9 protein-coding genes are annotated in these 13,486 nt (G+C 60.9%); all 9 read right to left on the bottom strand.

Annotated features, from left to right (window positions below; all coding sequences use genetic code 11):
* Nucleotides 1-106: 106 nt before the first annotated feature.
* Nucleotides 107-1,582, bottom strand: a complete 1,476-nt coding sequence (gene fleQ / locus LOY34_RS07740; protein WP_038996385.1) for a transcriptional regulator FleQ — start codon at nucleotides 1,580-1,582, stop codon at nucleotides 107-109.
* Between the two features lie 170 nt (nucleotides 1,583-1,752).
* Nucleotides 1,753-2,049, bottom strand: a complete 297-nt coding sequence (locus tag LOY34_RS07735; protein WP_045200277.1) for a flagellar protein FliT — start codon at nucleotides 2,047-2,049, stop codon at nucleotides 1,753-1,755.
* Nucleotides 2,050-2,058: 9 nt separating this feature from the next.
* On the bottom strand, nucleotides 2,059-2,454 hold the full coding sequence (gene fliS, locus LOY34_RS07730; protein WP_045200275.1) for a flagellar export chaperone FliS: 396 nt from the start codon (nucleotides 2,452-2,454) through the stop codon (nucleotides 2,059-2,061).
* 133 nt (nucleotides 2,455-2,587) lie between these two features.
* A complete protein-coding gene (gene fliD / locus LOY34_RS07725) occupies nucleotides 2,588-3,988 on the bottom strand; it encodes a flagellar filament capping protein FliD (RefSeq protein ID WP_195883370.1) in 1,401 nt (466 codons plus the stop codon).
* A 71-nt stretch (nucleotides 3,989-4,059) separates the two neighbouring features.
* The gene (locus tag LOY34_RS07720; protein WP_123568025.1) at nucleotides 4,060-4,425 is read right to left on the bottom strand and encodes a flagellar protein FlaG; all 366 of its coding nucleotides are present in this window, start codon (nucleotides 4,423-4,425) and stop codon (nucleotides 4,060-4,062) included.
* Between the two features lie 71 nt (nucleotides 4,426-4,496).
* Nucleotides 4,497-5,345, bottom strand: coding sequence for a flagellin domain-containing protein (locus LOY34_RS07715; protein ID WP_045200267.1), 849 nt, complete (start codon nucleotides 5,343-5,345; stop codon nucleotides 4,497-4,499).
* Nucleotides 5,346-5,601: 256 nt separating this feature from the next.
* On the bottom strand, nucleotides 5,602-6,531 hold the full coding sequence (locus LOY34_RS07710) for a ketoacyl-ACP synthase III (protein WP_093385623.1): 930 nt from the start codon (nucleotides 6,529-6,531) through the stop codon (nucleotides 5,602-5,604).
* A 329-nt stretch (nucleotides 6,532-6,860) separates the two neighbouring features.
* On the bottom strand, nucleotides 6,861-10,445 hold the full coding sequence (locus LOY34_RS07705) for a glycosyltransferase family 2 protein (protein WP_258664519.1): 3,585 nt from the start codon (nucleotides 10,443-10,445) through the stop codon (nucleotides 6,861-6,863).
* A gap of 211 nt (nucleotides 10,446-10,656) precedes the next feature.
* Nucleotides 10,657-13,452, bottom strand: a complete 2,796-nt coding sequence (locus LOY34_RS07700) for a glycosyltransferase (RefSeq protein ID WP_195883368.1) — start codon at nucleotides 13,450-13,452, stop codon at nucleotides 10,657-10,659.
* Nucleotides 13,453-13,486 lie beyond the last annotated feature (34 nt).

Below are 13,486 nucleotides of genomic sequence, written 5' to 3'. Positions count from 1 at the left end.
GTGCGATGGCTGCAAGAGCCGATGGGACGGGCGTTACAGCCCTTTGAAAGATAGGGTTATTAGCCATGATGAGCGCATTGCGCGACTCACCATGGCCACCCAGGCGTCAATCCTCCGCCTGTTCATCCCCTTCGCGGCGGCTCATGCCGTACTTGCGCATCTTCTCCACCAGGGTGGTGCGACGAATGCGCAGGCGCTCGGCAGCGCGGGCGACGATACCGTTGGCATCATCCAGCGCCTGCTGGATCAGACCCTGCTCCAGGCCACCGAGGTAGTCCTTGAGGTCCAGGCCTTCAGGCGGCAGCATCGCGTGGCTGGCGAAGTTCGGCGTATGGCCGTTGATGGCCACGCGCTCTTCGAGGTCCGAGCGCAGGCTGTCGACCAGTTGCTCGTCTTCGTCGTCGACGTAGCGGAATTTCTTCGGCAGCTCCGACACGCCGATCACCCCGTACGGGTGCATGATCGCCATGCGCTCGACCAGGTTGGCCAGCTCGCGGACGTTGCCCGGCCAGCCGTGCCGGCACAGCGACATGATCGCGGCCGAGTTGAAGCGGATCGAACCGCGCTTCTCGTGCTCCATGCGCGAGATCAGCTCGTTCATCAGCAGCGGGATGTCCTCGACGCGCTCGCGCAGCGGGGCCATCTCGATAGGGAAGACGTTGAGGCGGTAGTACAGGTCTTCGCGAAAGGTCCCCACCTCGATCATGCTTTCGAGGTTCTTGTGGGTCGCGGCGATGATGCGTACATCGATGCTCTGGGTCTTGTTGCTACCCACGCGTTCGAAGGTGCGCTCCTGCAGCACGCGCAGCAGCTTGACCTGCATCGGCAACGGCATGTCGCCGATCTCGTCGAGGAACAGGGTGCCGCCGTTGGCCAGCTCGAAACGCCCGGCACGGCTGGTAATCGCCCCGGTAAAGGCACCCTTCTCGTGGCCGAACAGTTCGCTTTCCAGCAGCTCGGCCGGAATCGCCCCGCAGTTGACCGGCACGAACGGCGCTTCGCGGCGCTTGGAGTGGTAGTGCAGGTTACGCGCAACCACCTCCTTGCCGGTGCCCGACTCACCGAGGATCAGCACGCTGGCGTCGGTATCGGCCACTTGCTGCATCATCTGGCGCACGTGCTGGATCGCCCGGCTGGTGCCGACCAGGCTGCGGAACAGATTGGGTTCGCGCTGGCGGCCGCGCTCGCGGGCCTGGTCGTACATCTCGCGATAGACCTGGGCACGGTGCAGCGAATCGAGCAATTTGCTGTAGCTCGGCGGCATTTCGAGGTTGGAGAGTACGCGACGGCGCAGGTCGTCCGGCAGCTCGGCAGAAGAAATTTCGCCCAGAAGCAGAACCGGAAGGAACTCATCCCATCCAGCCACTGTCTTAAGCAAGCCCATCAGACTTGCCGGAGCATTCACGGTCCCGATCAGGACACAGAGCACTTCACGACTGGATGACAACGACTCGACAACCTGCTGCCAGTCATGGCTCGAGCAGGGCAGATTTTCTTCGCCAAGAAAATTCAACACTACCGCCAGATCACGGCGGCGAGCGCTATCGTCATCGATCAGGAGAATTTTGGTTTCACGCCACATGCAATAACAACTTCCCTAGTCATCTCGGCGCCCTTGTAAGGGCAAGCTCGACATCATTCCGACTGAACGGTCAGTGTTCGGACGTCTGAAATTAGAAAACAGCCACTAGTTAAGTCAAAAAACCGTACATAGTCAAATTTATGGCGCACTGCTTTTTGTTTTGCCCAGTTTCAGCTGAACAAATGGTATACCTTTGCCGCGTTTTTGGCTTGTCGGATCTGCGTCATCTCATCGACTATTGATTGACGCTCCCCACTTGCAACTTCAATTAATTCCTTGTAGACGCCCAGCAACTCCTCGAGCTTGCTGCGCAGCGTCAGCTCATCCACCGACGCTTCGGCCAGCACATCGTCCACGCACAGACGGCAACTGACGTCGAGCTCGCTGATCGCCTCCCAGTCACGACTGGCCAGGGCACCCAGCAATGCCTCGCGGGTTTGTTCGATACGTTCGAGCACGACACTCATTGCAATCTCCTAGGCGTCGGCGAGTTGATCGCCGATCGCGTCCCAGCCTTCCTTGACGGTAATCAGCAGGCGCGCCACTTCGTTGAGGATTTCCGGATCGTTCTGCACGTTCGCCTCGACCAGGCGCTTGCTCATGTACGAATACAGGTTATCCAGGTCGGTCAGCGAATCGGCGTGGTTTTCCAGGTCCAGGCCTTCACGCAAACCGCCGACAATACCGATTGCCTTGCCGATCAGGATGCCGCGCTGGGCCACGTCGTTACGCGCCATGGCACCCTTGGCCTGGGCAATGCGATCGAGTCCACCCTGCATCAACATTTGCACCAGACGATGCGGGCTGGCCACGGAGGTCTGGGCCACGCCGTTGACTTTCTGGTACTGCCGAAGGGCCAACATCGGATTCATGTTCTACCTCGTCACCGCAAAAAAGGTTTCATATACCGCTTGTATCGCCTGCGCGTCAAAAAACTTTAGCGCGTACGGCAAAAAGCCCGGAGTCCCCCTAGGGGTACTGCCGGGCTTCTGGCACAACGCCGAATCAGGAGTTTTTCTGCTGCGCCTCGATCGAGGCGAACATCGAGGCGATGTTCTTGCGCTGGGCTTCGAGCTTGCCGACCAGGGTATCCATGGCCACGTAGCGCTTGGTCAGGGATTCGGTCAGCGAAGTGATGCGCCGGTCCAGGGCCAGCTGCTGATTGTCGAGGTCCTTTTGCAGCTTGTCCAGGCCAGCCTTGCGGGTGTCGAGGATGCCACCTGTCTGCAGGTACGGCTCGACCGCCTTGGTCATGTGCGCGAACACGCCGTCAGTGCCAGTGAACAGCTCCTGCACGTCCGGGCCGAGCTTCTTGTCCTTCATCGCGGCATCGTACTTGGTGGAGTTGAACTCCAGGGTACCGTCCTTTGCCGTGTTGATGCCCAGCTGGCTGAGGGTGGTCAGACGACCACTGCCCGACTCGGTCGCCAGTTGCTTGCGCAAGTCCGACAGCATCGAGCGCGTGGTCGGATCGTTGGTCAGCGGCCCGAGCACAGTCTTGCCATCAGCGTCCTTGGACACCGCCGTCAGGCTGTTGGCCGCCTTGACCAGGGTGTTGTAGGCATCGACAAAGTTCTGCACCGAGGCCTTCAGGCCGGCAGTGTTTTCACCGACCGTTACCTTGATAGGCTTGTCTGCGGCAGTAACCTGCAGCAGCTCCAGGCTCATGCCACTGATTGCGCCGTCGACGGTATTGGACTTGCTGGTAACCTTCAGGCCGTCGATGCTCAGCTCGGCGTCCTGGGCGAGGCCGTCGATGTAGCCGGCCCCATCACCGTTCATTTTGGTAGTACCGTTGATCTTCAGCTCGGCGATACCGTCGACCGAAATATCGGTACCTTTACCGGTCTTGGTCGAGCTGAAGACCAGGCGCGAGCCGTCCTTGCCATTGACGATGTTGGCAGTGATGCCCTGCTCGGCAAGCGATGAGTTGATCGAGTCGCGAACCGATTGCAAGGTCGCACCCGCCCCCACCTTCACAGTGTGGACCACACCATCCTGGGTAATGGTCAGGTCGCCTTCAGGGATCGAAGTGCTGGCCCCGCCGGCAAAGTTCTGGCTGGCCACCTTGGACGCGGTCGCCAGCTTGTCGACCAGAACGGTGTAGGTACCGGGCACCGCCTTGTTGTTCGACGTGGCCTTGACCGTGGTGTCACTGCTGGAGGTCGCGGTGTAGGCACTGAAGGCTGGCGCCTTCGGATCGTTGAGCTTTTTCATCGCTTCCTGGTAAACAGAAAGCGCACTCTTGAGCGACGCTACCCCGGAAAGCATGGCCGTGTTGTTGGCGGTCTGGCGCTTGATCTGGTTCGCCTTGGGACCGGTGTCCGCCTTGACAAGCACATCAACGATCTTGTTGATGTCTACGCCGGAACCCAGACCGACACTCGGTAAAATTGTACTCGCCATTGCTACTCCCTCATGGTTGCGCGCCGCCCTAGCCTTGCCAGACTAGCGAACTTGCCGCTCAGCCGCCAGCATCAGGCCTTGGCGTTGAACAGCAGGCTGTTTACATCGCTCAGACTGTGAGCGATCTTCAACGCCTCTTCCGAAGGAAGTTGGCGGATCAGCTCTCCGGTCTCGCTGGCGATGACTTTTACTACAATTCGGCCGGATTCTTCATCCGTGGAAAATTCAAGGTTGCGACGCGATGACGCAAGGAACTTCTCGATGTCCTTGACCGCGCTCTTGACCTTCTCAGCTTCGGACAGCCCCTTGTCGGTAGCCTCCTTGACTGGCGTGATGGCTTCAACTGCCGCTACGGGCTTGGCCGCAGGACGTTCGGTGGTCGGCTCGACCGGCTTTACCGTCGGGTAAGACAGGTTCAGCTTGACGCTCATATCCATGTCACCACCTCTCAATGCAAAAGGCGGAGGAGTGCCATAGATGCACTCCCCCGCCGACAACTACCGAGTGATTAGCCCAGCAGCTTCAGTACAGCCGACGGCAGTTGGTTGGCCTGGGCCAGAACCGAAGTCGAAGCTTGTTGCAGAGTTTGCTGCTTGGTCATCTGAGCAGTTTCAGCGGCGAAGTCGGTATCTTGTACGCGACCACGAGCAGCTTCAGCGTTCTCGTTGATGTTTTGCAGGTTGTTGATGGTGCTGGTCATACGGTTCTGCACCGCACCCAGGTCAGCACGAGCGGTACCGATCTTCGCCAGAGCGGAGTCGATCGCGCCCATGGCAGCCGAGAAGTTGGTCTGGGCAGTGGTGCTGTCGCTACCGGCGATGGTGATGGCGCTGGTGATACCCAGGTCGCTGGCCAGGAACTTGGCGCTCAGGTCGATGCTGATCTGGTTTTCGCCGCCAGTGTTGGAACCAACCTGGAAGGTCATGGTGCTAGCCGAACCGTCCAGCAGGTTTTTGCCGTTCAGCTGGGTGGACTGGGCGATACGAGTCAGCTCCGCAGACATCTGCTTGAACTCGTTGTCCAGCGAGGTACGGTTAGTCGAATCGTTCGAGTCGTTTCGCGATTGCAGAGCCAGTTCACGCATACGCTGCAGGATGTTGACCTGCTCTTGCATCGCGCCTTCAGCGGTCTGGGCGATCGAGATACCGTCGTTGGCGTTTTTGATTGCCATGGTCTGACCGCGGATCTGCGAGGTCATACGGGTAGAGATCTGCAGGCCGGCGGCGTCGTCTTTGGCGCTGTTGATTTTCAGGCCGGAGGACAGACGGCTCATCGAGGTGCTCAGAGCGTCGGAAGCGCGGTTCAGGTTCTTCTGAACGCCCAGGGAGGTAGTGTTGGTGTTAACGGTTAATGCCATGACGAATTCCTCGTGTTTGGGATACTGCGGCTTCCGGCCCTGGCATCCGCCGGGTGTGGCCTAGAGAACCTTCGTAATAGTTATCGTCGTCTGGCGCGGTTGCTTTAGGGGTTTTTGCAAATTTTTTAATGGCACCCTGCCACCCCAATGAAATCAAGGGTTTGACGCCAAAAAAACACTTACCCATAAATGCTGGAGATAAAAAAAAGCGCCACCGGGCAACCGGCAGCGCTCTATTTTCAGGCTGGCGCAGAAATCAGTCGTTGCGCTCGATAATCGCCGAGCCCCACGAAAGACCTACACCGAAACCGCTCAAGGCAACGCGCTGGTGGCGCGAACCGAGCACGTGCTTCTCAAGCAGCAAGGGAATGCTCGACGACACGGTGTTACCCGTCTCGACCATGTCCTTGACGAATTTGTCCGGGTCATCTTCGAAGCGCCGGGCGACGGCGTCGACAATCGCCGCACTGCCCTGGTGGATACAGAACAGGTCGATGTCAGCCGGTGCCAACTGGCTTTCGCCCAACAGCTCATGCAGGTGCGCCGGCACCTTGAGCAAGGCAAAGTTGAACACCTGGCGACCGTTCATGAAGAACACCCCGTCACTGACTTTCAGGTGCGCAGCGCCGCCGCCGTCAGTACCGAACTTGGCCTTGCCCAATTGCCATTGGGCGCCCTCGCCCATCCAGGTGACGGTCGCAGCATCACCGAACAGCATGGTGGTGTTGCGGTCTTCAGGGTCGACGATCTTCGAGTAAGGGTCAGCGGTGATCAGCAGACCGTTTTTCAGCCCCGCCGCCTCCATGAAGCCTTTCATGGCATACAAGCCGTAGACATAGCCCGAGCAGCCCAGGGAAATATCGAAGGCCGCCACGTGGGTCGGCAGGCCCAGTTTGTCCTGGACGATGGCTGCAGTGTGCGGCAAACCTTCTTCGTCGCCGTTCTGGGTAACGACAATCAGGGCGTCGATGGACTCAGGCACCAGGCTCGGATTGGCAGCGAACAGGGCCTTTACCGCCTCCACACACAGGTCGGAGGTTTCCTGGCCTGCGTCTTTGCGCGGCAGGAAGGTCGAACCGATCTTGCCGAGAATGAATTCCTGGTCCTTGGCGAATTTCGCACCCTGGGCGTAGTTGTCCACACCCTCGACAGGTACGTAACTCGCAATGCTTTTGATGCCAATCATTGTGGCTTCCCGATAGATATGCGGATTTTCACGGGCACTGGAACCTGGTAACCAAGGGCTTGCGAGCCTGCGCGCACCCCGCCCGCCAGTACCGCCCGACGACTCAATAGATTAAAGATGCCCGTTTCGACTGCCAAGTCACTGTTGCACAAAGATTACCCATCACAAATGTCAGCCATTGGCACTTTGTGACTATCAAAGATTGCTAGTTTGGCGGGTATCGACGCTGCGAAAGGCACCCCGGGAGGCTGGCGACACGGGACGAGCACGCCATCCACCGGGCTGCCGATCGACTCGGGCAACGCGGTGGACGCGGGGTCAGCTGGGGATCAGGCGGGCAACCAGGCGCTGCGCCAACGCTGCAGATGATCCTCGTCGAGCATCCAGCACCGATGAACGGCATCCCTGAGCTCATCACCGCGGCGCTGGGCAGCATCAAGATTGACCAGGTGCAGGCCAATAGCCTCGATCCAGTGCTCGTAGCTGTTGTGCACACGGGACACGGGCAAGTCGTCCTGCTCCTGGCCGATGTCGCTACAGATCACCGGCACGGCGCATGCGCCGAACTCCAGTTGACGCTGGTTACCTCTGCAAACATTGAACAGGGTCTGCTGCAGCGGCACCAGAGCGAGGTCCAGGTTCAAGCCTGCCAGCTTTTGTGGGTACTGCTGAACTTCGACACCCTCGTGGTACTCGTGTACATAGGGCCGCAGGCTATTGGGGCAGAAGCCGAAGAAAACCCACTCGACATCCGCAGCCAAGGCCTTGATAACGGGCGCGATAACCTCCAGGTCACTTGCCTGCTCGCTGCTGCCAACCCACCCCAGGCGAGGCCGGCCAGCCGTTCGGCGCTGCCCCTTTATATGGCGCCAGGCGTCGATCGACAAGCGCGTCTCGACCACCCGGATATCGCCATGCAGGCCGGCAAACGCCTGTGCCAGCGCCGCCGTCGGCACCACCAGGCGGTCGACGCACCCCAGGGCTTGCTGCAGGCTGTGGAACACATCCTCGCCCAGGCCCTCACGGCGGGCACTGCCCACCGGCAGATCCGGCAGGTAGTCGCTCAGCTCCAGAACCGTAAAGGCACGCGAGAACGCCTGAATCCGCCGCATGACTTCAAGGCGCGGTGCATCCAGCCCACCCTGGAACACCACTACATCCGCTGCCAGGCGCTCCAGCTCGACCAGGGGCGTCAACCCCGGCGACACCCGGCCATCGATGTAACCGGCAGCCTTCAAGCCATTGAATGGACGCACTACCCGCGAATAGCCCAGTTCACCCTGATCAAGCGGATGGACCACCAGCACCGGCATCTCTCGCTGCCCCTGTGGCGGCTGCCAGGTCGACTGCAGGCTGGCGACCTTGAAGCCACCGGCATGGGCCAGCGACAGATGGCGGTTGTAGGCCGGATCATGGGCCAGCACCGGCAACCAGCGCGCATACAGGGCGTCCTCTTCTTCCACACTGGCATCGGCCATTGCCGGCCTGTCGATCAACAGTTGTGCATGAGGCGTCCAGACGTTGAGGTAACCGGCCTGGCGCAGGCGCAAGCACAGATCGACGTCCATCCAGCGCGCCAGTGCAGGCGCCTCGTCAAACCCGCCGGCCTCGACAAACAGGTCGCGGCGTACCATCAGGCATTCACCGCTGAGCGCCGAGTAATTCTGATCGACCGTGAGCCGCTGCATGTAGCCGGAGTCGCTGTGAGCGTAGCCGGCAAATACCCGTCCCACCGGCCCGCGCAAGCCCAGAACCAGCCCAGCGTGGTGAATCCTGCCGTTCATCGACAGCAGCTTGGCGCCCACGGCTGCGACCTCCGGACGCTGGGCGTGATTGAGCAACTGCTGCAACCAGCCCTTGGCAATCGGCGCCGCTGTCGCATCCAGCCACAGCAGGTACTCACCGCGTGCCAGTCGCCCTGCGTCATTGCGCAACAGTGCCGGGCACTGGCCCTGGGCAAAAGACAGCACCCGCAACTGATCGCCACCGATTTGCTCGATCCCCTGCAACCATTGGCGCACTTGCGGTTCGTCACTTCCCGGATCGAGCAACAGGACCTCGTAGCAGGGGTAGTCGGTGTGCTGCAACAGCGCCTCAATGCAGCGCTGGAACTGTTCGAGGGCACCATCGAGCAAAATCACAATGCTCACCATGGGCTGATCGGCATGCCCATAGTCCAGTCGATAGTGGCCAGGCAGGTGCGAATCGACGTGCGCCTGAGCATAGCCCCGGGCCTTGAGATGACGCCCTACCACCTCCCGCTCGCTGGCACAGTCAGCGAAGCGCAACGCTTCGCTGACCAACAGCGGCTCACTGATATGCTCGATACCACTCAAGCCGCGCTGCTCGACCAGGCGCAGCTGGTACTCCAGCTCGAACGCCTGGCCACAGCCGGTATCGAAGCCGCCTTGCGCCAGGAACTCGCTACTTCGCAACAGCCAGTGCGGCGAGACACTGGCCGGCAGGCTCAAAAGCAGATCAAGGTTCAGGTCTGGCCGAAGCGAAATACCCAACGAGCCGTTGCCCATGCGCATGGCTTCGTCAGCGTAGGCGGCAACACAGGCATCGGCTGCATTGGCAAGCTCCAGGGCCACCAGCAACAAACCGCCAGGGGTGAACTCGACCCCCGCCTCGACCACCATGAACCAGTCGCAGCCGCTGTCGGCCACGACCCGGTTGATGACCTCGCTACGCTGCGCTGCCTGGCACGGCCGGTGGTGCACCGATAAACCCGGCACGTCTGACGCTGGCGACGCAGCCCCGAGGGTCACCACCTGCAGGTGGCGATAAAGGCACTGATCGGGAGCAAGGCTCTCAAGGGTACGCATCAACGCCTGATCAGCGTCGTCACTATCCAGCACCAGCACGCCCAGCATCGGCGCGCGGCCGCTGGCCAGGCGCTGCATCAATGCCGCGCGTTGCGGTTCTTCGGGGCAGCGCTGCTCGAGCCAGGCCAGCATGCCTTGCTTGTCCGCCAGTGCCTGCTGTTGCGCTGCCGCCTGGGTTTTTTCAATGAAGACATCCAGCTGCTGCCAGAACGGCTCGGTGACCGCGACGTAACGCTGCAAGGCCCCCTGCACCCCGGCACGGGCAACCTCCAGCGCATCGGTTTCATCCGACAAGGCAAAACCTTGCCTGCCGAAGAAGATACCGTCGAGAAACACCTGATCGACGCTGTGCCCGGCCATGAAGATCACCGGGCAACCGCATAGCACAGCAATGGCACAGGTCATCGACCATTCATAGCTGTATAGCACTTCGGCACTGCGCAGGACCTTGGCCAGTTCAACCAGCGACAGCGGGTTGGCAACACTGAGCAGGCGAATGCCTGCCGGCAGCGAGGCATAGTCCACCTGATCCAGAGGATGCCGGTTCTGATACAGGTAATGCCCCTGGCGAGGCACGCTAGGATCAGGTGCATTGAACAGCGAGATATCGATAATCGGGAAGCACAGCAGGTCGGCGACACTGACCCCCTTCTTGGCGGCGATCCGCGCATCGTAATAGAACAGCAGATCGTCCGGCTCTTCCTCCATCGCCCTGCCCGTCAGGAAGCCCTCGACGTTCAACAGGTAGCGTGCGACTACTTTGCCGCTGAGCGGGTTGCCGCTGGTGACTTCCGGATAGACCGTAATGGGCACCTTGCCGCTGGCGATATGGCGATCGGCGGTCGCCTGGTCGAGCAGTGGCGTTTTCAGCTCGGGGTTGACCACCTTGCCGCCGCAAATATAGGCCTCGCGGCCGCTCAGGTTCAACGCGTGGCACAGGTAATGAAGCGTGCAGACTCCTGAAGACGTCTCCCGGTAATCCGGCGCCGCAATATAGTAGGGATGCGCCGGCTTGGTATAGATCAGCTGCAAGCGAGCCATCGCCTGCTCAAGCCTATACCCATCAACGCCCAGGGTATTCGACATCTTCAAACTCCAGAATTGGTTGGAAACCCGACAGCCAAGGACAGGTTGCCCAGGCAACGGCGGTGACCTGCAAGGCGAACTGTCAATAATCTGCCATCGACCCCCTGCCAGTGCAGGAGCACAAGGCTGTAGACACGGGGGCTTAGCGAATCGCAGGCATGAAAAAGCCGGGCATTGCGCCCGGCTTTGCATATTTCGCGCCAGAGGCCTGTTAAGGCAACCACTCCAGCACGCCGTTGCCACCGGCCACTACTACACGCGAAACGTCAACGCCATGCTCGACATCGACTACAACACGGGTGCTGAAGGCTGCCGGCCAGCGCTGGACCAGCGCTTCACACTGTTCCCGCGCAGGCAATGGCACGGCGATGTTAAGCACTTGCGCCTGGGGTACGCAGATCGCCAGCAAACCGGCTTGTGCAGCCTTCAGGCACAGGTCGACATCGGTACCACCCGCAAGCTGTTCATCCAGCCCGGCACACTGCTCGAACAACGCCTTGCCCACCATCAGGCAGTCGGCCGACACCGCCTGGCAACCTCTTACCGCTTCCAGCCCGGGCAATGTCACTCGCACACGCGAAGCACCCTGCCGGGCATTGCGTACCAGGCCACTGCCGAGCAGCTCGTAACCGGCATGACTGATGACGCCATCGCGATCGAACATCTGGCAACCGACAACTCCCACTTCAGGGCGCTGAGCCTGGTTGAGCAGAGACTCGATCCAGGCCGGTGACACTACCTCGCTGCGGCTCGACATCAGCACCAGGTACTGCCCCTGGGCCTGGGCCGCAGCCTGGTTGACCATCTGTGCCCGCACCGACGACTCACAGGCAAACAAGCGCACCCGCGATCCCAGCCCCTGCACCGTGGCAAGGCCTGCGGCTACCGCCTCGGCATTGGCCGCCTCGCAGGTGACGATCACCTCGTAACGGGCATAGCGAGTACGCTGGACCACGCTTGCCAGGCTTACTTTGAGCTGCTCGAGATCGGAATCGGCAACCAGCACAATGCTCACTTGCGGGGTCTGCGGATGACGGAAGTCAACCTGGAAGGTACCGTCGGTACTTTCGTTGACCTGGCCACGGTAACCCAGCACGTTCAAATGACGCTTGAGGGTGGTCAGGGCTTGACCAGCCATCGACTCCGGCGCTTGCTGGCCGATCACCAGGTACTCGTCCAGGTGGGCCATGCCGCTGATACCGCTGGCTTCGACCAGACGCAGGAGCAGATCGAATTCCAGCGCTTGCGCACAGTCTTCGCTGTAACCGCCCAGGTCGACAACGGCCTGGCGACGCACCAGCCAATGCCGGGCCATCAGGTCAGGACGACTGCGCAGCAGGTCCAGGTCGCAACCAGGACGTACGACACTGAGCAGGCGCCCGTCGCTGTCGCGCTGAACTTCGTTGGCGCAGATCGCATGGCACGCCTGGGCGCCAGGCAGCTCGACCTGCAAACGCAACAAGCCGCCGGTAGCCAGTACATCGCCCGCCTGCAACATCAACAGCCATTCGCTGGAAAGCTGGCGTACCACCTGGTTCAGGTGCGCAACCATGTTGGCCGGCGTAACCTTGATAAAGTGCAGGGCATCCCGGGACGTGGTGATGGCCGGCAGTTCGCCGGCCTTGAGCACGACAATCTTGAAGTTGCGCAAACCGCTGGCGACCAGGCTGTCGAAGGTATCCTGCAAACCTGCGTTATCGTCCGCAAGATCGATCACCACAAAGGCTGTCTGCGGCGCCGGGGTTTTCCCCAGGTGGGCAAAAATGCGCTCGCGGGCGGCGCTGTCCGGGGTGGCCGCAGCGATTGCCGCCAGCACCTTGCCCGAAGGCGTGCTCGCCAGCTGCGTCTGCACAGCGGTAGCCGGCAGCAATTGGAGCTGCTCCAGCCAGGTGCCAAGGTCGCGGCGCAGCCCCTGGTCCTGCTCGCCCAGGCCTGCCAGCAGGCGCTGGCAAACCTGCGGGTTGAACACACCCAGTGCAAAGGCCTGCCAGTAGCGGGCCATGAGGCTCTCGGCGGTATCGTTGGGATGCTCGGCAAGCAATGCTTGCTGCCGTACCCAGGTACCTTCCAGCGCCCGGCTGTGAAGCTGTCCGGCGGGCCAGGCATGGACCATGAACTCGCTCGAGCGCAACTGACCGAACACGCTGCCGTTGTAGTACGGCATATCGACAAACTGGGTTGGCTCGAACGTCACTTGTGGTTCGGACGACAGGCTGTCCCAGCGCGAAGTGAACAGCAATGGCGCCTCACAGCGCGAGTGGGTATTGCGCACGAAGGCATTGAGGACTTCGAAGCCCCTGGCACTGGCAAATACCGCTGCCTGCTCGCCATCCCAGTGCTGGAGCTGGCGCACAGCCTGGCTCAGCAACTCTTCGCGAGCCTGCTCGGAAAGACTCCAGGGACGGAATTCGACCATCGCACTGGTGTGCGCCAGCAGCCGCGATGCGCCCTGGGCCAGCAGCCCATAGGAAACCGCCACACACCAGCTATCGAACGACAGGTTCGCCGGCACGCTGCGCACCGCGGTTTTCAACACCTCGGTCCTGATCACTGCCCGCCACGCCTGCAAACCGTACTCGGCATGCACGGCAATACGCCCCAGGGCGTTGCTGGCATGCAACTGAGCCTTGGGCGCAGAGCCGATCTTGTAGTAGTCCACGTCGCCATTACCAGGCTGGTAACCCAGCGAGTAACCTTGAGCCATTACGTAATCGGCGTCGCCTTGCAAGGCTTCCACCGCCGCAGCGATGCCATCGGTCAGGAGGAAATCACACTCCAGGGTCAGCACCGCAAACGCGGTATCGACCTGCTCCAGGGTCTGCAGCACCTGCTCGGACCAGTCACCGACCGACGTTTGCGACGCCGGCGCTGCGAGTGTCTGCAGGTGTGCAAAGCGCGCCTGGTAATAGTGAGCGGCGCGCCCTGAATAGCCAGGCTCGTCCTGACCCAGCAAGACGACGGTGACGTCATCGAGCAGCGCTGCACAACCGATTGCTTGTTCGCCCATAGTGCACCTAGTTCTCATGTTATCTGTCATGGCC

Source organism: Pseudomonas sp. B21-009 (assembly GCF_024749345.1).
In the GTDB taxonomy this organism is placed as follows: Bacteria; Pseudomonadota; Gammaproteobacteria; order Pseudomonadales; family Pseudomonadaceae; genus Aquipseudomonas.
The sequence above is the reverse complement of the archived record's forward strand: the minus strand, read 5'-3'. Positions and strand labels throughout refer to the sequence as shown.